This window comes from Pseudoalteromonas sp. T1lg48, assembly GCF_002964785.1.
Classification (GTDB): Bacteria; Pseudomonadota; Gammaproteobacteria; order Enterobacterales; family Alteromonadaceae; genus Pseudoalteromonas.
Genome location: NZ_PQCC01000018.1, coordinates 402,977 through 422,281, shown reverse-complemented (window position 1 = coordinate 422,281; position 19,305 = coordinate 402,977). Strand labels below are relative to the sequence as shown.

General features: G+C 48.3%; 19 protein-coding genes and 1 tRNA gene. 14 read left to right on the top strand and 6 right to left on the bottom strand.

Going from position 1 to position 19,305, the window contains the following annotated elements:
* Positions 1 to 54 precede the first annotated feature (54 nt).
* Complete coding sequence (locus C2M29_RS11180; RefSeq protein WP_105189852.1) at positions 55 to 417, bottom strand: DUF3718 domain-containing protein; 363 nt, start codon at positions 415 to 417, stop codon at positions 55 to 57.
* Positions 418 to 817: 400 nt separating this feature from the next.
* Here C2M29_RS11180 and C2M29_RS11175 point away from each other — a divergent pair, with 400 nt between their 5' ends.
* Together C2M29_RS11175 and C2M29_RS11170 are read left to right on the top strand one after the other, a co-directional pair.
* The gene (locus tag C2M29_RS11175; protein WP_105189851.1) at positions 818 to 2,203 is read left to right on the top strand and encodes an amidohydrolase; all 1,386 of its coding nucleotides are present in this window, start codon (positions 818 to 820) and stop codon (positions 2,201 to 2,203) included.
* Positions 2,204 to 2,212: 9 nt separating this feature from the next.
* Positions 2,213 to 3,430 carry an amidohydrolase family protein gene (locus C2M29_RS11170; protein ID WP_105189850.1) on the top strand — a complete coding sequence of 406 codons (1,218 nt, stop codon included), beginning with the start codon at positions 2,213 to 2,215 and terminating at the stop codon, positions 3,428 to 3,430.
* A gap of 56 nt (positions 3,431 to 3,486) precedes the next feature.
* Here the strand turns inward: C2M29_RS11170 and C2M29_RS11165 are convergent, their stop codons facing one another.
* From C2M29_RS11165 to C2M29_RS11145, 5 genes are read right to left on the bottom strand one after another with little or no spacing between them, the layout of a single operon-like run.
* Complete coding sequence (locus C2M29_RS11165) at positions 3,487 to 3,816, bottom strand: TusE/DsrC/DsvC family sulfur relay protein (RefSeq protein WP_105189849.1); 330 nt, start codon at positions 3,814 to 3,816, stop codon at positions 3,487 to 3,489.
* Positions 3,817 to 3,818: 2 nt separating this feature from the next.
* Positions 3,819 to 4,088 carry a DsrH/TusB family sulfur relay protein gene (locus C2M29_RS11160; RefSeq protein WP_105189848.1) on the bottom strand — a complete coding sequence of 90 codons (270 nt, stop codon included), beginning with the start codon at positions 4,086 to 4,088 and terminating at the stop codon, positions 3,819 to 3,821.
* Complete coding sequence (gene tusC / locus C2M29_RS11155; protein WP_105189847.1) at positions 4,085 to 4,441, bottom strand: sulfurtransferase complex subunit TusC; 357 nt, start codon at positions 4,439 to 4,441, stop codon at positions 4,085 to 4,087. Before tusC ends, C2M29_RS11160 begins: the two co-directional genes overlap by 4 nt.
* The gene (gene tusD, locus C2M29_RS11150; RefSeq protein WP_105189846.1) at positions 4,438 to 4,791 is read right to left on the bottom strand and encodes a sulfurtransferase complex subunit TusD; all 354 of its coding nucleotides are present in this window, start codon (positions 4,789 to 4,791) and stop codon (positions 4,438 to 4,440) included. Before tusD ends, tusC begins: the two co-directional genes overlap by 4 nt.
* A gap of 57 nt (positions 4,792 to 4,848) precedes the next feature.
* Positions 4,849 to 5,514: a Bax inhibitor-1/YccA family protein gene (locus C2M29_RS11145; RefSeq protein WP_105189845.1), complete on the bottom strand. Its 666-nt coding sequence runs from the start codon at positions 5,512 to 5,514 to the stop codon at positions 4,849 to 4,851.
* 223 nt (positions 5,515 to 5,737) lie between these two features.
* On the opposite strand from C2M29_RS11145, the gene C2M29_RS11140 reads away from it, so the two are divergent.
* The 12 genes from C2M29_RS11140 (at position 5,738) to C2M29_RS11085 (ending at position 19,304) form a co-directional block, all read left to right on the top strand.
* Positions 5,738 to 5,828: transfer RNA gene (locus tag C2M29_RS11140), tRNA-Ser, on the top strand.
* Positions 5,829 to 6,013: 185 nt separating this feature from the next.
* Positions 6,014 to 6,400 carry a hypothetical protein gene (locus tag C2M29_RS11135; RefSeq protein ID WP_105189844.1) on the top strand — a complete coding sequence of 129 codons (387 nt, stop codon included), beginning with the start codon at positions 6,014 to 6,016 and terminating at the stop codon, positions 6,398 to 6,400.
* A gap of 142 nt (positions 6,401 to 6,542) precedes the next feature.
* Entirely contained in the window at positions 6,543 to 7,004 is a 462-nt protein-coding gene (locus C2M29_RS11130; protein WP_105189843.1) for a GAF domain-containing protein, read from the top strand.
* Positions 7,001 to 7,279 carry a hypothetical protein gene (locus tag C2M29_RS11125; protein WP_105189842.1) on the top strand — a complete coding sequence of 93 codons (279 nt, stop codon included), beginning with the start codon at positions 7,001 to 7,003 and terminating at the stop codon, positions 7,277 to 7,279. Before C2M29_RS11130 ends, C2M29_RS11125 begins: the two co-directional genes overlap by 4 nt.
* Before the next feature lie 14 nt (positions 7,280 to 7,293).
* Positions 7,294 to 7,938 (top strand): RNA chaperone ProQ, encoded by a 645-nt coding sequence (proQ, locus tag C2M29_RS11120; protein ID WP_105189841.1) that lies wholly within the window; start codon positions 7,294 to 7,296, stop codon positions 7,936 to 7,938.
* 15 nt (positions 7,939 to 7,953) lie between these two features.
* Entirely contained in the window at positions 7,954 to 9,984 is a 2,031-nt protein-coding gene (gene prc / locus C2M29_RS11115; protein ID WP_105189840.1) for a carboxy terminal-processing peptidase, read from the top strand.
* A 144-nt stretch (positions 9,985 to 10,128) separates the two neighbouring features.
* Positions 10,129 to 11,604, top strand: coding sequence for a Na+/H+ antiporter NhaC (nhaC, locus tag C2M29_RS11110; RefSeq protein WP_267894152.1), 1,476 nt, complete (start codon positions 10,129 to 10,131; stop codon positions 11,602 to 11,604).
* A 73-nt stretch (positions 11,605 to 11,677) separates the two neighbouring features.
* Complete coding sequence (pepN, locus tag C2M29_RS11105) at positions 11,678 to 14,296, top strand: aminopeptidase N (RefSeq protein WP_105189838.1); 2,619 nt, start codon at positions 11,678 to 11,680, stop codon at positions 14,294 to 14,296.
* The gene (locus tag C2M29_RS11100) at positions 14,293 to 14,517 is read left to right on the top strand and encodes a DUF2835 domain-containing protein (RefSeq protein WP_105189837.1); all 225 of its coding nucleotides are present in this window, start codon (positions 14,293 to 14,295) and stop codon (positions 14,515 to 14,517) included. Before pepN ends, C2M29_RS11100 begins: the two co-directional genes overlap by 4 nt.
* A 242-nt stretch (positions 14,518 to 14,759) precedes the next feature.
* Positions 14,760 to 16,850: a DUF1302 domain-containing protein gene (locus C2M29_RS11095; protein ID WP_105189836.1), complete on the top strand. Its 2,091-nt coding sequence runs from the start codon at positions 14,760 to 14,762 to the stop codon at positions 16,848 to 16,850.
* Between the two features lie 12 nt (positions 16,851 to 16,862).
* Positions 16,863 to 18,230, top strand: coding sequence for a DUF1329 domain-containing protein (locus tag C2M29_RS11090; protein ID WP_105189835.1), 1,368 nt, complete (start codon positions 16,863 to 16,865; stop codon positions 18,228 to 18,230).
* 75 nt (positions 18,231 to 18,305) lie between these two features.
* A complete protein-coding gene (locus tag C2M29_RS11085) occupies positions 18,306 to 19,304 on the top strand; it encodes a WD40/YVTN/BNR-like repeat-containing protein (RefSeq protein WP_105189834.1) in 999 nt (332 codons plus the stop codon).
* Position 19,305: the final 1 nt, after the last annotated feature.

The window sequence follows — 19,305 nt, the reverse complement described above, 5'->3', positions numbered from 1 at the left end:
GCGCTAAAATAGAAGAAGCCCGCATGTGCGGGCTTCTGAGAATACTGAGGCTATTTATTTAGAACCTGATACCACCAAAATGGTGTCGCCATGTACTTGGGCTAAGTCGTGAATAGATGTCTCGGTTAGTGGAGTTAGACGTAACTTTTTAAGGCTACGTTCAAAACCATAAAGGCTTGCAAACTCACGTACGCTTAGGTCGTTGCATGATAATCTTTTGTTCATAATATGACGCTGAATACGGTGTTTTGTCATTTCCCGATCCAGTTTTAAAGGATTATCCTTTGTAATTGCCATACACAATTGCGTACCAACTGTGTTGTCAGCAGCAACAAATTGTTCATTGGCCATAGCGTGTGATGAAAGCGCTCCAAGTATAAGGGCGCCAGCAGAGCCTAACAGAGTTGTGCGTTTCATGGATTTTCTCCTTATTGGTGCGTTGGGTGCTGTTTAAGTATGAACCGTGTTTGTTGTTATGGGATGAACAGGATAAGTCAGAATGTAAGAACCTATTTCAATTGTGAACACCCAGGCTTAAGCGTTTCATTTTTCTCATTTTTACAATTTCATTTGTTTACATTGAAGGCAAAAAAAATGCATTTTTTTTGTACAGGGTGCCCTTGTACCTATTAATCCGGGCGCTTTTGATTGACCTTGTAACATTTGCCCTCAAAACAGTACCAAGCTAAAGCTAGGAGGGGGGGAAGGACTAGGGCACTTTGACGTTTATCTCGATTTACCGTCTATTAACCTTTTTTCTTCGCAATTCGTAGCGCTATTCGATACAGTTAGGCGAAAAATAGGAGTAACAAAAACAATGCTAACTAAAACACCAAGCCTCAGCGTGTTAGCCTTAGCTATCACGCTCGCCGGGTGCCAACAAAATGAAGGCCCTCAAGGCGAAAAGGTAACCATTAATAAAAATCCTTACCCTAGTACCTATCAACCACTTCCTCGTCAATCGACGCTGATCACCAATGCCACCGTATTGACCGGTGACGGCCAGCGTATTGATGGCGGTGACGTGTATGTGGTCGACGGTAAAATCCAACAAATTGGTACCGATTTGCAAGTTCAGGCGGATGTAACATTCGATGCCCAAGGAAAGTGGCTAACGCCGGGCCTTATCGACGTGCACTCACATTTAGGCGCTTACCCTAACCCAGCAGTGGCATCGCACCAAGACGGCAATGAAATGACTAGCCCAGTGACTGCGGAAGTGTGGGTTGAACACTCGGTATGGCCACAGGACCCAGGCTTTAACCGTGCTCGTGAAGGCGGTATTACGACCTTACAAATCTTGCCTGGCTCAGCCAACCTGATTGGTGGCCGCGGCGTGACCTTGAAAAACGTACCCGCGCACACCATGCAGGCGATGAAGTTCCCGGAAGCACCCTATGGTTTGAAAATGGCCTGTGGTGAAAACCCTAAACGTGTTTACGGAAGCAAAGGTGTGTTGCCCTCTACCCGCATGGGTAATATGGCCGGATATCGTAATGCCTGGATTGATGCCACTGAATATAAGCGTGCCTGGGAAAAGTACGATGCCGACTATGCTGCCGGTAAGAATGTTCAGGCCCCCGAGCGTGACTTGACCCTGGATACCCTGCGCGGCGTATTGGATGGCGACATTCTTATACACAACCACTGCTATAAGGCAGAGGAAATGGCGATGATGATCGATCTTTCTAAAGAGTTTGGTTATCACGCAGGTACCTTCCATCACGGCATCGAAGCTTATAAGGTTGCCGATTTACTTGCAGAAAACCGTAACTGTGCGGCGCTGTGGCCGGATTGGTGGGGCTTTAAAATGGAAGCCTATGACATGGTTCAGGAAAACGTAGCCATCGTCGATGCGGTGAAAAACTCCTGTGCCATTGTTCACTCTGACTCGGACACCACCATCCAGCGTCTTAACCAGGAAGCTGGCAAGGTGATGTACCGTGCCAACGAAAACGGTTTCGATATCGATGAAGCGCACGCCATTAAGTGGATTACCTCGAATGCGGCCAAGGCTCTGGGGGTCGATGACAAAATCGGTTCACTTGCCAGCGGCAAGCAAGCCGACATGGTGTTGTGGGACAACAATCCGTTTAGTGTTTACGCTAAAGCCGAGCAAGTATTTATCGATGGCGCCAAGGTCTATGACCGCCATGACGAAAAATACCAAGCACAAAGTGACTTTATGTTAGGCCAACGCTAGGAGAACAAGATGAAACTGTTTACAATGACATCGGTTGCCGCGGCCTTAGTAATGAGTGCATCCGCTGGCGCGCAAACATTGGCGATCACCAACGCCACCATTCACACCGCCACCGAGCAAGGCGTACTCAAAGATGCGTCCGTATTAATCAAAGACGGTAAAATTGTCGCCGTTAATCCTGCGCAAGTCGACGCGGATGAAGTGATTGACGCACAAGGCAAGATTTTAACCCCGGGCTTTATCGGCTCACTCAATCACCTGGGTTTGGTTGAAGTAGGGGCCGTGGACGGCTCACGTGATGGCAGCGATAAAAAAGCTTCTATTACCTTCGATCCAAGCCTAGCCTTTAATCCGCGCTCATCATTGATCCCATACGCGCGCAAGGGCGGTATTACCCGTGACGTGATAGTGCCAGGCGGCAGCGAAGATATTTTTAACGGTCTGGCGTCGGTAGTATCACTCAGTGGTGAATTCGACAGTGTGAGCCAAAAGCATGTGGCCTTGGCCATTGAGCTTGGGCAAAATAGCAAGGGCTCGCGAGCTTTATCAATGCAGACCCTTATCCAAAAACTAGACGGTCATCTACAGCGCGAAAAGAAAGACAGCGACGCCCACAACCGTGAAATCCAAGTATTGGACGCCGTATTCGCTAAAGACATGCCGCTGCTAATCGGCGTATCACGCGCCGCAGAAATGCTAGAGCTTTTGAAGCTTAAGGCCAAGTACGACATCAATATGGTGTTTGCCGGTGCCCATGATGCGGTATTGATTGCCGATCAACTTGCGGCCAGCGACACGCCTGTGATCATCAGCGCCATGGACAACCTGCCAGGCAACTTTGATTCCATGCATGCGGATTTGGCTAATGCCGGTAAGCTTGAAAAAGCAGGCGTTAAGGTGATCCTGACTATCGCTGGTGACAGCGCTCATAACCTGTATCAGCTGCGTTTCGATGCCGGTAATGCGGTGTCTTATGGCATGAGCCAGCAAGGTGCTTTGGCGGCTATCAGCAGCAATGTGGCTGAGGTGTTCAAGATTGATGCTGGTGCCATTAGTGTAGGTAAAGCGGCAGATATGGTGCTTTGGAGTGCCGATCCGTTTGAGCTGAATGCTAAGATTGAAGGTATCTGGATTGACGGTGAGAAGGTGTCGACCGAGGCCCGTCAAGACAAGCTACGAGAGCGCTATACCACGCCTTCGGATATGCCGCGTGGTTACACCAAGTAATTGCTGATGCATAGAAAAAAAGGAGCCAATGGCTCCTTTTTTACTTTAACGTGGTATTAAATGCAGCGGGCCGGTTTAGGCAGGCCGGCAATTTTCGTGGCTTGTTTCGCCGGGCCCTTGGGGAACAGCTTATACAGGTACTTGCTGTTACCCTTATCCTCGCCAAGCTTTTTGGCCATGGCCTTTACCAGCATGCGTATCGCCGGGCTGGTGTCGAATTCTTCATAAAACTCACGGACAAAAAACACCACTTCCCAATGGGCGTCACTGAGCTCGATGTTTTCCGTTGCGGCAATAATAGGGGCCAGTTCACGGCTCCACAGGCTGCTATCAAGCAGATAACCCTCTTTGTCGGTCTCAAGTTGTTGGCCGTTAAATTCAATCATGGTTACTCACTAATACATCTTTGATACTGAAGGGTTAATGTGACCCACTCTAGGTCATCGATAAGGTGTACACCGGTACAGTATGCCTGCGCACCGCGGGCATCCACATCCGTTTTCAGGGCATAAACGGGCACCTCAAACGAGCTAAAGGCCGCCGGGTTGTAGCAGGCATCGCCACGCAGCAAGAGCGCATCGTTTTTGCTGAGCTTGCTTGCTAACAGTGACTGCGGCGCAAAAGGGCGGTGCAGTATAAATAAGTTATTGTTATTCATAGCACGACCACCTGACTTGCTTGCGCCAATAGGGCTTGTTTATCTTGAGCATGTGCACTTTTTACCTCCAGAATGAGGGACGTGTCATCTAAACCTCGGGCAGCCAGAGACTCGGCGCATACGTAAATGCTGTCGATATCATAGAGTTCAAGCATCTTCAGGGCCTTGGTAAAGTCTTTCTGGCCAAGCAGCTTAGGTTGCTGCTGAGCACTCAGGGCGAGCACCGCATCGCCTTCGAGCAGCCAGGACACTTCCTGGTCGATGGCGGCAAAGATAAGCACTAAGTCGAGCGCCTCTTTAAGGCTTTGGTGATGATAGGGAGCCCGCTGGCTAATAACGACTATATGTTTCATTTGAACTGCACCCACCTATCTGCCTGCGCCGCTTCCATGGCGAACTCCGCCAGGCCGGATACGTTAAACACCCCGCAACGGTCAAGGTCAATACCCCGCTTGCTGGCGGCGGTAACACACAGGTGCAGCGCGATGCCCTGTTCATGCAAGCCTTGCCATACTTTAGCTGGGTCAAATTCATCGCTGCCCAAATCGAAGCAAGGGGAGGCGTGATAGACCCCATCCTGATACAGGAAAATACAGCGTATCTCGTGCCCCTGCACCAGCGCTGATGTGGCAAAGCGTTGCAGGGCATTGAGCGTGTCGGTATCGCTCGGCGCACTGTGTAGTGAAAGTACGAAACTGGCCAAATTCAATCCAAAAAAAAAGCCCCAATGAATGGGGCTTATTCTAACAAATTCTATTCATTAGTCATCTGTTGCGCCAAGTAGGTGCAGAAGTGACGTAAACAGGTTGTAGACGTTCAGGTATAGGGCAACGGTTGCGCGAACATAGTTGGTTTCGCCACCATTGATAATACGGCTGGTATCGAACAGGATCAGACCCGACATGATAAACACCACTGCCGCATTAATCGCCATGAAGGCAATTGAGCTGCCGATAAAGATATTAACGATACTGGCAACGATCACCACCAATAGACCGACGGTCAGAAAACCACCCATAAAAGAAAAGTCTTTTTTGGTAGTAAGTGCATAGGCAGAAAGACCAAAGAAGATTAGCGCCGTAGAACCCAAAGCTTGCATAATCAAGAACGGGCCACTGGGCATTGCCGCGTAGTGGTTAAGTAGTGGACCTAGGCCGAAACCCATAATGCCAGTAAAGGCAAATACCCACATGACGCCTGATGCTGTTTCGGCTTTCTTGTTTACAACAAAAAGCAGACCCAAACCTACTAACGAGCAAATGATCCCCGTAAAGAACGGAGGGTTAAGCGCCATAGAAATACCCGCAGTCACAGCACTGAATGCCAACGTCATCGCGAGTAAAAAGTAAGTGTTCTTTAAAACCTTATTTGTCTCAATGGTCGACATCATCGGCTTAGCCGTGCTGTACGAGTTATTAAACGCCATTGTTAAACTCCTTCAAATTAATCAATCCTCGGATGCAACTTACATCCAGGTTCAAGATTATCAAGTCTTATAAATATGGGCAAACCTTTCACTTTCAATGGCGGGGAAATAACCTCGTTTGTTGTAAACTTACACAAAGCAGTCAAAAATTAAGCGGTTAAACAAAAAAATGAAAATAACACTTCACAAACGCAATTCATTTCTCTAATATTCGCCCCGCTGCGGAGAGATGGCTGAGTGGTTGAAAGCACCGGTCTTGAAAACCGGCATAGGTTAATAGCCTATCTAGGGTTCAAATCCCTATCTCTCCGCCATATAAGAAAGGGCTGCTTGAAAAAGCAGCCCTTTTTTGTGCTTGCCGTCCAGGTGGGCACGTCGTCTCTTTATAAGCAAAAATTGCAGCGGGTATAAGCTGGAGTGATGCGACTAAGGTCGTAATTGGCAAGGGCGACAATCTTTGTCACTCTGCAATAACGCTCTATTGAACTAAGACATTCCTATGAAACAACATTTGGCGAAGGCCGTACTTTATTCATTACTCGCTCCGGTGTTGGTGGGGGTCGTGCTTGGCATCTATTATGCTTTGTCAGTGCAGGAAAATGGTTCGGCCATATTTTTCACCGTGTTATTATCGGCATTGGCTAATGCTCACATCGTCGGCTTAGCCATGGCGGTTTTGGTGGTGCCCGGCTATTTGTTGATGTACAAACACAACAAAGTGCATTACAGCGGCATTTTAACCCTGGGCTTACTCGGTGGGGCCTTGTTTAGCTTCCTTTTCGGCGCCGGTGCCGGTTTTTTACTCATAGTCAATGCGCTGATGGCCGCTCTTGGCAGTGGTCTATTCCTGTTCGGTTTACGTCGCGGACGCGCCAAAATCGCTTAACCGCTTTGTAACGAGTGATTTAAATTTAGGCAACCGACTATTTTTCAGGTGTTCACAGCACTTTTTTCAAGATAAAAGGTTTCATTTGCACGCCACAAAGAGTACCTTAAACACTGCGTATTCTATGTGAAGTAGTATTTAAATGAGCAAAGCGGAATTTTATCGCTCTGTGACGGAGCAGGCAAAAGCACTTATTTGTGACGAGCCCAACTTAATTGCCAATTTAGCTAACATTAGTGCCTTGTTGTATATGTCGATGGACGATATCAATTGGGCTGGGTTCTATTTATTGGAGTCGCCGGAGCAATTGGTGCTTGGGCCATTTCAGGGAAAACCTGCATGTGTGCGTATTGAAGTTGGTAAAGGGGTGTGCGGCACTGCCATCGCTGCGGATCAAACTCAGCTGGTCACAGACGTTCATCAATTCCCTGGCCATATTGCTTGTGATGCGGCATCCAATTCAGAAATTGTTCTTGTGGTTAAGAAAAACGGCGAGGCCATTGGCGTATTGGATATCGACAGCCCAACGGTTGGACGCTTTGACGAGCATGATAAAGCCGGCCTAGAGCTGCTGGTCGAATGTTTGGAAAAGCATATTGCATGAAAGATCTACTAAACGTACAAGACTACCTATTTTCCATAGCCGATGTAGGTGATTGGGAAGGCGATGAAGAGCTGGTGTGTGAACGCTTGAATGAGCTTATCCACCACGCTTGGGCGCGACTACCCGATGATTTAGGCTGTGAACAAATTGACAGTATTATTTCCGGAATATGGGAACATCTTCGCGGTGACCTGGCATTGGTAGATGCCGAGTTAGAAGAGTTACTTGACTGGGTTGAACACTATATTGACTCGGCTCAAGATGAGCAGATGTAATTAAAGGTTTAGAAATGGAAACCACGAACAAGCTAAAAGACATTAACGAAGTATTGGCATTCCTTTACGAGGAATTTCCAAACTGTTTTAAACAAAAAGACGGCATTAAGCCTCTTAAAGTAGGTATCTTTAAAGACATCGCTGAGCGTATTGAAGGCAATGAAAAGGTCAGCAAAACGCAGGTTCGTCAGGCGCTAAGAAAGTATACCTCGCACTGGCGCTACCTAGAGGCGGTGGTTAATAATGAATTCCGTGTTGACCTTGACGGCAACCAGGCCGAAAAGGTTGAGCAAGAGCATGTTGAGCACGCACAGACTGCACTTGAGCAAAGCCGTGCAAAAATGGCTAAGCGTAAAAAGCCAGCACGTGGTGCCAAAGAAGGTGACACAAAGGGTTACAAAAAACGCCCGCAGGGCAGTGGTAAACCTGGTGCAAAAGGCGCTAAAGTCAAAAAAGCCCCAGCCGCCGAGCCTCGTCGCAGCAATAAAGTTGAACCTTTGCCAAGCGAACAGGTCAAGGCTAATACCAAAGTTAAAGTAAAACTAGGTCAGGCATTGGTGAACGGTACCATCACGGAAGTTAATAAAGATGACATCCATGTTGAGCTGGTAACCGGCATGCAAGTTAAGACAAAAGCCGATAGCCTCTACCTGGTTTAATAAAAGGAGTTGTGCATGAGTAAGACGTTTTCACTCATCCCCCTGGTTGCTGCCCTTATCGCGGCACCGGCCTTGGCCTCGTTGGACAAGGTCACCATTGCTGACTTACCTGTGTTGCAGCAAGAGTCGCAACATAGTACTGCCAGTAAGCGAGTAACCAACCTCTTTACCCGTGCACACTACAAACCGATTCGATTTAACGACGAGCTCTCGGCGCAGATGTTCGATCGTTATATCGAATCCTTGGATTTTAATCGCAGTATTTTTCTTGCTGGCGATGTCGCCCAGTTTGAGCAATACCGTGAAAAGTTCGATAACGCCCTCAAGTCAGGCAAGTTAGACTTTGCCTATGACCTATTTAACCTCAGCATGAAGCGCCGGTTTGAGCGTTATCAGTATTCTTTGTCCTTACTCGACAAGCCATTCGATTTCAGTAAAGACGATAAGTACTATTTTGATCGTGAAGATGCTCCTTATGCCAGCACCGAAGCCGAGCTTAACGAGCTATGGCGTCAAAAGGTTAAGTATGACGCGTTACGTCTGAAATTGACGGGTAAGGATTGGGATGGCATCAAAGAGGTGTTGGAAAAACGTTATACCTACACCCTGAAGCGTTTGGTGCAAACCAAAAGTGAAGATGCGTTCCAGATCATTATGAATGCCTTTGCCCGCTCTATTGAGGCGCACACCTCCTATCTTTCGCCACGTCGTGCCGAGCAATTCAAAATGGACATGGATCTTGAGCTCGAGGGCATAGGTGCGGTGCTCAGTTACGATGAAGATTATACAGTGATCCGTTCATTGGTACCCGGTGGTCCAGCAGACAAAACCGGCGCCATTAAACCGGAAGACCGTGTAATTGGTGTCGCCCAGGGCGACGATGATTTTGTTGATGTGATCGGTTGGCGTCTTGATGATGTCGTCGATCTTATCAAGGGCCCGAAAGGTACCTTGGTACGCTTACAGTACCTACGCGGTAAGGATGATCACGGCACTCCCAAAGTGGTGGAGATCACCCGTGATAAGGTACGCCTTGAAGACAGAGCGGCGAAGTCGCATGTTTTTGATGCCAGCTACTCACCAATGAGCAGCAAGATAGGCGTGATTGAAATTCCAGGTTTTTATAACAACCTCTCTGAGGATGTTAAAGGCGAACTGGTGAAGCTTAAAGAGCAAAAGGTCGACGGTATCATCATCGACTTACGTCAAAATGGCGGTGGCTCTTTGTATGAAGCAACCAAATTATCCGGCCTGTTTATCGACCAGGGCCCTGTGGTGCAAATTCACACCCTCAATGGTCGTATCGAACAGCAAAAAGACAGTGATGGCGTAACCTATTATGACGGCCCGATGACGGTACTTGTTGATCGCTACAGTGCATCGGCGTCGGAAATCTTCGCCGCAGCAATGCAAGATTATGGCCGCGCGGTGATCATCGGCGAACAAACCTTTGGTAAGGGCACGGTCCAGCAACACCGTGGTCTAGGCCGCAACTATGACCTTTACGATAACCCGCTAGGCAGTGTGCAATACACCATTGCTAAGTTTTACCGCATCGATGGCGGTAGCACGCAGCACAAAGGGGTGATCCCGGACATTAAATTGCCATCGCCTATTAATCCGGCGGAGTGGGGCGAGAGCCAAGAAGACAATGCGCTTCCTTGGGACAGCATTATTCGTGCTAAATACGCCATGGTTGATAGTTTAGGTGACACCATTGGTTACCTTAATGCCGAGCATGACAAGCGCATAGCCAAAGAGCCTGAATTCGGCTATGTAATGCAAGACATCGCCACCTATAAAGAAGAGAAAGACCGTAAGTTTATTTCGCTCAATGAAAAAGAACGCCTTAGTGAGCGTGATGAGCGTGAGCAATTGGCGCTACAACGCACGAACGAACGTTTAGCCCGATTGGGTCTGGATAAGGTGACCGATATCGATGACGCTCCTGAGGTGTTGGACGATTTTGACCCGTATCTCGAAGAAGCGGCATTAATCACCCAAGACTTTATTAAGCAAGGGCGTTTGGTAAAGAATAATAAGTAAACAATTACAAAGACAAAAGGCGCGTTAAGCGCCTTTTTTATTGATTAAGCGCTGCTAAATCTGCGCTGCTCTGGTAATCTTTGCGCTTATAATAAAAATAACCCTTGCCGCGTTGTGCTAAGAGGTGAGGGCAGGAGAGCGATTTTGACGACAACAAAACAAGCTAAATTACTCGATGCAATGATCCCCATTACGGTGTTGATTTGCTTATTGGGCGCGGCAGTGTATCTCTACGGTGATAATTCATCATCGGGTCCAAACCAAATAGCCTTACTTTTCGCTACCTTTACGGCGGCCTTGGTTGGCCTGAAAAATGGCTACACCTGGAAGACCCTTGAAGAGGCGATGATCAAGGGTATCACCATTTCTTTAGGCGCTATTTTGATCCTCCTTATGGTGGGGGCGCTAATTGGTACCTGGCTGCTTTCAGGAACCGTTCCAACCTTGATCTATTATGGTCTACAGATCATCAACCCTCATTGGTTTTATGCTGCAAGCTGTATTATCTGCGGCGTGGTTGCCATGAGTATCGGCAGCTCCTGGACTACGGCGGCGACCATAGGTGTGGCCTTGCTGGGTGTGGCCAACGGCTTGGCGCTAGACCCGGTTGTGACGGCTGGTGCGGTTATTTCGGGCGCCTACTTTGGTGATAAGCTGAGTCCGCTCTCTGAAACCACTAATCTGGCGCCTGCGGTAGCCGGTGCCGATCTCTTTACCCATATTCACCACATGCTCTGGACCACGGTACCAAGCTTTGTGATTGCCGTTATTATCTTTATTTTTATGGGCTTTAATGCCGATGTGAGCAGTGACGCGACCAGTATCGATACCATGGTAAATCTGCTGGCGGCGAATTTTAATATTAATATTCTTAATCTGGTGCCTTTACTGGTGCTGTTGGTCTTGGCAATTCGCAAGATGCCGGCATTCCCTGCTATTTCTATCGGTGCCGTGTTAGGTGCGGTATGGGCGCTGCTATTTCAAAGTGATTTACTCGCGACTCAGGTAGATGTCAGCCAGGGTCAGTTGGTCGGCTACTTTAAACTGGTGTGGGCAACCTTCTTCGATGGCTTTGCTATTAGTACCGGGGATGCGAAAATGAACGACCTGCTTTCCGGTGGTGGCATGTCGGGCATGCTCAACACCACTTGGTTAATCATGATGGCGCTGATGTTTGGTGCCATTATGGAAAAAACCGGTCTCCTTGAGGTGTTTGTTCGGAGTATCTTAAAGGTAGCCAAGTCCACCGGCTCCTTGGTGGCGGCCACCATCTGTACATGTATCGGTACCAACCTGGTGGCAGCGGACCAATATATCGCCATTGTTGTGCCCGGGCGCATGTTTAAAGAAGAATATAAAAAGCGCGGCTTACAACCGGTCAACTTGTCTCGTACCCTTGAAGATGGCGGTACCATTACCAGCCCCTTGATCCCTTGGAATACGTGTGGTGCCTATATGCAAAGCGTACTTTTGATCAATCCGTTTGATTATGCCTTGTATGCCTTCTTTAATTTAATCAATCCGGTACTTGCTGTGATCTACGCCTACCTAGGCATCAAAATTCTTCGTATTGAACCCAAGCACCTGCAGCCTGAGGTAAAAGAGCAAAGCCAGGCGTAAGCCAAACACAGCGATTAATTGTAGTTCGGGCATCAAATGATGCCCGCTTTAAGTTTCAGGAGACAGTCAACTTATGACCACGACCCAACCTCATGCCCAATATTTGCGCGATTACCAAGCGCCTGCTTTTTTTATCGATGAACTTGAGCTGGAAGTACAATTAGCGCCACTTAACACACAAGTGGTGGCCCGCTCATTGGTGCGTGCCAACGCCGACAACCCCAGCGCTCAATTGGTACTTGATGGCATAGATTTAACCTTGCTCAAGGTTCGCATTAATGAGCAAATACATTCTGCTTATCACCTAGAAGATGAGCAGCTGGTGATTGAACAACTCCCGCAGCAACCCTTTACGCTTGAAATCACCACCGAATGCGCGCCGCAAAGTAACACCTCACTGGAAGGCCTGTATTTGTCCGATGGTGCTTATTGCACTCAGTGTGAAGCGCAAGGCTTTCGTAAAATCACTTATTTCCTTGACCGCCCAGATGTGATGGCCAGCTATAAAGTGACTATCGTCGCTGACAAGGCACAATTTCCTCACCTTTTATCAAACGGTAATAAAATTGATAGCGGTGATTTAGCTGACGGCAAGCATTTCGCAACCTGGCAAGACCCGTTTAAAAAACCCAGTTATCTCTTTGCCCTGGTAGCAGGCGACTTCGATGTGCTGCGCGATACCTATATCACAGCTTCAGGGCGCGAGGTGGCACTGGAGCTTTATGTCGATAAGGGGAATCTCTCTAAAGCCCCCCATGCCATGGCGTCACTTAAGCGTGCCATGCAATGGGATGAGCAACGCTTTGACCTGGAATATGATCTGGACGTTTACATGATAGTGGCGGTCGACTTTTTCAATATGGGCGCCATGGAGAACAAGGGCCTTAATATCTTTAACTCCAAGTGCGTATTGGCCAATAGTGATACCAGCACAGACAGAGATTTCCACCTGATCGAATCGATTGTCGGTCATGAGTATTTCCACAACTGGACCGGCAACCGAGTAACCTGCCGTGATTGGTTCCAGCTCTCCTTAAAAGAAGGCTTAACCGTATTTCGCGATCAGGAATTCAGTAGCGATCTTGGTTCGCGGGCCCTGAACCGTATTGATGCGGTGAAGGTGATGCGCACCCACCAGTTTGCTGAAGATGCAGGTCCTATGGCGCACCCCATTCGTCCAGAAAAAGTTATCGAAATGAATAACTTTTACACCGTGACCGTGTATGACAAGGGCGCCGAAGTGATCCGCATGCTGCATACCTTGCTTGGTGAAACGGGTTTTCAAAAAGGCATGAAGCTGTATTTTCAGCGTCATGACGGACAAGCGGTGACCTGTGATGACTTTGTTGCGGCGATGCATGATGCCAATGACACGGATTTATCCCAGTTTTCGCGCTGGTATGGACAAGCGGGCACGCCCTTGGTGTCGGTGCAGGAAGAATATGACAGCGCGACCAAACGCTATACCCTGACTTTAACGCAAACCCATAAGCCGACCGCAGAACAGCCCCACAAGGAAAACTTGTTAATTCCGGTGGCGATCGAACTGTTGGACCAACAGGGACAGCCCATGACGCTGATGCGCGACGGCAGGGTCCTGGATAAAGTTTTGCACCTCACTGATGAGCGTCAGGACTTCGTTTTTGAGCAAGTTGACGAACGTCCGGTAGCCGTACTTTTTGAAGACTTTTCGGCGCCGGTGCAGGTGCAGTTTGATCAGGCTTTGGCGGATCAGCTTCATATTGTCCGCCATGCCAGCAGCGACTTTAGCCGTTGGGATGCGCAGCAAGCGGCATTAAGTCATTGTGTTAACCAGGCGTTGGTAAAGGGTGAAGCCAAGCCTGAGTTACCCAAGGCAGTGCTAGACACCATGAGCGAACTGTTAAATGGTGTTTTATCTGGCAGTGAAGCCGATTTGGCTCTGATTGCCGAGTTATTGTATTTACCTAGCTTTGAAACCCTAAGCAGCAGCCACAGCGAGATACCGGTCGATGCGCTCAACACTATTATTGATGCTTTTGAAGCCGAGATAGCGACGCATTTACAAGAACACTTGCAAGCGGTGTTAGTGCACTTTAACGATGATAAGCAGCAAAATGCACACAGTGCAGCGGTACGCGCCTTGCTTGGTGCTTGCATGTACTATCTAGCCCGAATTGATGGTGCCACAGACTATATTGCCGAGCAGGCCAATACGGGGTCTATGACCTTATCGCTGGCGGCACTAAAGGCCTTGGTATTGGCTGAACATGAGCAGCAAAATACCTTATTGGCTGCTTTTGCAACACGTTGGGCCAATGACGTACTGGTATTGGATAAGTGGTTTAATCTGCAGGCTTTGAAGCGCGGTGAGCACGCATTGGCTGAAATTAGCACCTTGTTTGAGCATCCACATTTCTCTTGGCAAAACCCTAACCGGGTAAGAGCCTTGTTGGGGCCATTGACCATGAGTAACCCCAGTGTTTTTCATCATAAAGATGGCCGTGGCTATGAGTTACTTGGTGATGCACTGGTGAAGTTAAACGAGATCAACCCGCAAACTGCATCGCGTTTAATAACGCCGCTGTTGGCATGGCGTCGTTATGATTCAGGTCGCCAGCAACAGATGCGTGCTCAATTGCAACGTTTGATGGCATTGCCGAAACTGAGTAAAGATCTCTATGAAAAGGTAGAAAAAGCGTTAGGTGAATGAGCAATAAAACCTATTACTTTACCTTATCGTTAACCTATGAGCAGTGCTTGGCCTATTACCGGGGCCAAGTCACTGCCATTCAGGTATGCGACGATAATCGTCGTCGCATCCGTTTTCCCGCCGCCAAAATATTACCGCATATGTCCCAGCTGGGCATTCGTGGCCGGTTTCGCCTTACCCTGACCCCGGAAAATAAATTCGTTGCCCTGGAGCGAATTTAAAAACAAAAACTTTTTAGATTGTTTTACGTTAATGTAAATTGCATTTGTCGTTAACGTTATTGTCATGTATAAAAATAGTGGTAGGATGTCATACCATTAGCAGATGAAAAGGAAATTTAACGCCAGGTACAACACATTCATGTAGACTGTTTGTAACTGTAGCGTATCCTTTCAAATGCACAAGACTACACTAAAAACAATAACTTGATCTAAAAATTACCCGCGCTAAGGGGGAAGCAACAATGATAAGACAGCCACTATTTGCAAAGCATCGATTAGCGCTCAGCGTCGGCGCAGCGATGTTAGGCATGAGTAGCGCCGCACACAGTGCCAGCTTTACGGTTGGTGATTTCGATATCAATTTTGATTCGACTTTTTCATACGGACAGAGCATTCGTACCGAAAACCGTGATTTCGACCAGTACGTGGGTAAGAGTAATCACCCACGTTTCGACTGGAGCAATTACAACGCCGCGCTTAATCCCATCTATAGTTCCAGCGATGTCTGGAGCCAACCCGGTGCCTATTCCAACAATGGTGACGCCGGTAACCTGAATTTCGACAAGGGCGATACATTTTCGCAATTGTTAAAAGGGACTCATGAACTAGCGATCAACGGCGAATCTTACGGTTTATTCACCCGTTTCATGTATTTCTATGATTTTGCGCTGATGGATGGCGACTATGCCTATACCAACCCGGTATCCGGCGAAAGCGTTGACCCATGCGATTACGACGAAACCAAAGAGCAGGTGTGTGCCGACTTCCGCCTTCTTGATGCCTTTGTGTGGGCCGACTTCGATTTTAATGATGGTCAAAACCCGCTATCACTGCGTTTAGGCCAGCAGGTTGTAAACTGGGGTGAAAGTACCCTGATTTCACACGGCATCAACGTGAACCCGGTTGATATCGACCGTTTAAAAGCGCCGGGCGCTGAGTTAAAAGAAGCCTTTATCCCTGTGGGTATGTTTTGGGCCTCGCTGGGGATCACAGAAAACCTTTTCCTTGAAGGTTTCTATCAATATGAGTGGCACGAAACCCGTTTACCAGCCACTGGTAGTTATTTCTCTACCAATGATTTCGCCTCGGAAAACGGCTTTAACCAAAACGTTCAGTTGGGTTTTACCTCCAACCCGGATATAGACCTGGCGTTTTTGACCGACAGCCTGAACAACCTCACTTCAGATTGGCAGGCTGCTGCGGCGGCGCAGGGCATCGACCCGACTTCTGCAGCAGGCCAGCAACTGCTTGCAAACATGTACCTGGCTTATCCAACCAAGGTGGCCCTCAAGGGCGAGGGTAAGCGCGGTAAAACAGAGCCCAGCGATGGCGGTCAATACGGTTTACGCTTAGGCATGTTTATGCCTGAATTGAACGACACCGAGCTGGCCTTGTATTACATCAATTACCATAGCCGTCGTCCGGTGATCTCAGGTCAGGTGTCTGACTTCACCGCCATTGGTGAAGACTTGGCGATGATCATGAGCACAGAGATCAATAGCGATAATGTTAACGATCTGAAGGCCTTTACCAAGGCTAAACTGGATTACCCAGAAGACATTAAACTCTATGGTTTAAGCTTTAACACCTCTATCGGCGAAACCGCGTTGGCCGGTGAATTCGCTTTCCGTGAAGACGAGCCATTCCAGGTTGATGACGTGGAACTGCTGTACGCGGGTATGCCAGAGCAATTAGCATTGGCGGGATTACGTCCTGAATTTGCGGGTATTTCTCAGCTAAGCCCAGGCGATTCCACTGCGGTAGTTGGCCCAGGTGGTACGGCTCAAGGCTATATTTTGCGTAATACAGCACAAGTGCAATTTACCGCAACGCATCTGTTTGGCCCAGCACTCGGTGCCGATAGCTGGGCGGTGCTTGGTGAAGTAGGTGGTGTGCGTATCAATAATATGCCGGCCTATGACGAATTACGCCTAAACGTATCCGGTACTGGTCGCAGCGGCGTTATTCAAGGTCCACTGGCGGATGATTATTCGGCATTACATATGGCGCTGTCTAACGGTCCAGAAACTAACCCATTCCCAACGGCGTCGGCCTGGGGTTATCGTCTAGTCGCCAAAGGCGATTATTATGACTTGTTCTCCGGCGTTAACTTCTCGCCACGCTTCGTATTCTCACACGATGTCAATGGTATTACCCCAGATCCCATGTTCCTGTTTATTGAAGACAGAAAATCATTGGGAATTAATATGAATTTTAACTATCAAAATACTTGGTCTTTTGATTTAGGTTACAACTCATTCTGGGGCGGCGGCGCCACCAATACTTTTGCCGATCGTGATTTTGTTTCCTTTAATATCAAATATTCAATTTAAAAGGGTATCCGTATGTTGACTAAACCTACCCTCATTGCAGCAGCATTCTGTGGTTTATTTGCCACCACTGCAGTACAGGCTAAAATTTCGCCGGAGCAGGCGGCTCGCTTAGGCGCGGATCTGACGCCAATTGGCGCCGTAAAGGCGGGTAACGAAGATGGCTCCATTCCAGAATGGAATGGTGGTATCACCGAAGTGCCGGCAAACTACAAGCCAGGCATGCACCACCCGGATCCGTTTGCCGCAGATCAGGTGTTGTACACCATAGATAAATCAAATCTGGAGCAGTACAAGAGCCTGTTAAGCCCTGGTCAGATAGCCTTGTTTGAAGCCTATCCTGATACCTTTAAGATGCAGGTGTACCCAACTCGTCGTAGTGCCTCTTACCCGCAGTTCTTCTACGATGCAACGAAAAAGTACGCCACCCAGGCCGAATTGATCGAAGGCGGTAACGGTATTAAGAACACGGCTATTGGTATTCCATTCCCAATGCCTGAAAACGGCCTTGAAGCGATTTGGAACCACCTGTTGCGCTATCGTGGTCAGTCGATCTCACGTTTTGGTGGTCAGGCAATGCCTACCGCTTCAGGTGCCTATAACCTGATCGGTTTCGACGAGCAGCTATTGATTAAATACGCCGATAATGATGCCACCCCAGAGCAATTGGAAGAGTCTAATATTCTTTTCAAATTTAAGCAGCGTGTCACCGAGCCGGCGCGCCTTGCCGGTACCGCTTTGCTGGTGCATGAAACCATGGACCAGATTCTGACGCCACGTCAGGCATGGACCTACAATACGGGTCAGCGTCGCGTGCGTCGTGCTCCTAACGTTGCTTATGATGCACCGGGAACGGCGTCGGACAACCTGCGTACTACCGATGACTTCGATATGTTTAATGGCTCACCGAACCGTTACAACTGGGAGCTAAAAGGTAAACAAGAGTTGTTGATCCCTTACAACAGCTACAAGCTTCACAGTGACTCACTAAGCTATGATGACATCATCAAACCGGGCCATGTGAATCCTGAGCACGTGCGCTATGAAAAGCACCGTGTATGGGTTGTTGAAGCCACGTTGAAAGAGGGCACTCGTCACACCTACAAGAAGCGTACCTTCTACATCGATGAAGACAGCTGGCAGATCTCGGTTGCCGACTTGTATGACAACCGCGATCAACTCTACCGCGTCGCTATGGCCCATGGTCTAAACTATTACGAAGTACCGACTCAATGGAGTACGCTTGAGGTTTACCATGACCTTAATTCGCGTCGTTATCTGGCCATTGGCCTAGATAACCAAGAAGAGATGTATGACTTCTCACAGTCGTTCAATGACAACGAGTTTACATCTAACGCCCTTCGTCGCGAAGGTCGTCGTTAATCCTCGCACTTAGCTAGGCTCGCGAAAGTGGGCCTAGCTCCATAATTTTATTTCTCTATTTGGGCGCAATTTTATATGAAGTACTTGCTTAGTTGGGCAACGTTGCTTTTGTCACTGCACAGTGTGGCTCAAACAACACCTCAGCCCGCTTATCGTGCCGAGCAGGCTACGCAAACGCTTTTCACCGATATTACCGCCACCGAAGAGCGAGTGGTTGCCGTTGGTCAACATGGCACCATCGTTTTGAGTGAAGATACTCAGCAATGGCGCCAGGCGCAGTCTCCAGTCGATGTACTGCTCACTTCGGTCTATTTTATTGATAATAACAAGGGCTGGGCCTGCGGCCATGATGCCACTATTTTGAATACCCAAGACGGCGGACAAAGTTGGCAAATTCAGCAGTTTCTCCCCGAGCTTGATAAGCCTTGTTTGGATATCACCTTTATGGATGCGCAACAGGGTATCGCCGTGGGAGCATACGGCATGTATTTTGTCACCGAGGACGGTGGCCAAAGTTGGCAAAAGCGATTCCTAGATAGCTTGTTATTCGCTGAAGACCGAGACTACCTAAATCAGCTCAAGGCCGAAGATCCCGAGGGCTATGAAATGGAAACCGCCTCCATTTTGCCGCACTTTAACCGCATCGCTAATACCAGCAAGGGCTTATATATAGTTGGCGAAATGGGGTTAATCGCGCACAGCAATGATGGCGGCCAAAGCTGGCTGCGTGAAGAAGAAATCTATCATGGTTCCTTTTTCGACATCACCGAAATGGCCGGGAACCTTTATGTGGCCGGATTACGTGGCAATGCCTTTCGTTACAGCGACGATGCCGGTTGGGAACAGCTGATGGCCAGCGAGCAGGCAACCATGAACAGCATGATGACCACAGCCGATGAGCAGTTGTACATCTTTGCTAACTCGGCGGTAATTTACCACCTTGATGATGCCAGCGGTACGCAACTGCAAAGTGAGCAGCTCAGCGATGGTAAGGCAATCTTAAATGGGGTGCAGTTCAAGGATAAATTAATAATGGCCACCGAAGCTGGGATCCAAAGCAAGGAGTTTAACTGAT

Bases quoted from the DNA above. Each gene is read 5' to 3' on its own strand.
- C2M29_RS11180 (WP_105189852.1), bottom strand. From the start codon at position 417: ATGAAACGCACAACTCTGTTAGGCTCTGCTGGCGCCCTTATACTTGGA.
- C2M29_RS11175 (WP_105189851.1), top strand. From the start codon at position 818: ATGCTAACTAAAACACCAAGCCTCAGCGTGTTAGCCTTAGCTATCACG.
- C2M29_RS11170 (WP_105189850.1), top strand. From the start codon at position 2,213: ATGAAACTGTTTACAATGACATCGGTTGCCGCGGCCTTAGTAATGAGT.
- C2M29_RS11165 (WP_105189849.1), bottom strand. From the start codon at position 3,816: ATGATTGAATTTAACGGCCAACAACTTGAGACCGACAAAGAGGGTTAT.
- C2M29_RS11160 (WP_105189848.1), bottom strand. From the start codon at position 4,088: ATGAATAACAATAACTTATTTATACTGCACCGCCCTTTTGCGCCGCAG.
- tusC (WP_105189847.1), bottom strand. From the start codon at position 4,441: ATGAAACATATAGTCGTTATTAGCCAGCGGGCTCCCTATCATCACCAA.
- C2M29_RS11145 (WP_105189845.1), bottom strand. From the start codon at position 5,514: ATGGCGTTTAATAACTCGTACAGCACGGCTAAGCCGATGATGTCGACC.
- C2M29_RS11135 (WP_105189844.1), top strand. From the start codon at position 6,014: ATGAAACAACATTTGGCGAAGGCCGTACTTTATTCATTACTCGCTCCG.
- C2M29_RS11130 (WP_105189843.1), top strand. From the start codon at position 6,543: ATGAGCAAAGCGGAATTTTATCGCTCTGTGACGGAGCAGGCAAAAGCA.
- C2M29_RS11125 (WP_105189842.1), top strand. From the start codon at position 7,001: ATGAAAGATCTACTAAACGTACAAGACTACCTATTTTCCATAGCCGAT.
- proQ (WP_105189841.1), top strand. From the start codon at position 7,294: ATGGAAACCACGAACAAGCTAAAAGACATTAACGAAGTATTGGCATTC.
- prc (WP_105189840.1), top strand. From the start codon at position 7,954: ATGAGTAAGACGTTTTCACTCATCCCCCTGGTTGCTGCCCTTATCGCG.
- pepN (WP_105189838.1), top strand. From the start codon at position 11,678: ATGACCACGACCCAACCTCATGCCCAATATTTGCGCGATTACCAAGCG.
- C2M29_RS11100 (WP_105189837.1), top strand. From the start codon at position 14,293: ATGAGCAATAAAACCTATTACTTTACCTTATCGTTAACCTATGAGCAG.
- C2M29_RS11095 (WP_105189836.1), top strand. From the start codon at position 14,760: ATGATAAGACAGCCACTATTTGCAAAGCATCGATTAGCGCTCAGCGTC.
- C2M29_RS11090 (WP_105189835.1), top strand. From the start codon at position 16,863: ATGTTGACTAAACCTACCCTCATTGCAGCAGCATTCTGTGGTTTATTT.
- C2M29_RS11085 (WP_105189834.1), top strand. From the start codon at position 18,306: ATGAAGTACTTGCTTAGTTGGGCAACGTTGCTTTTGTCACTGCACAGT.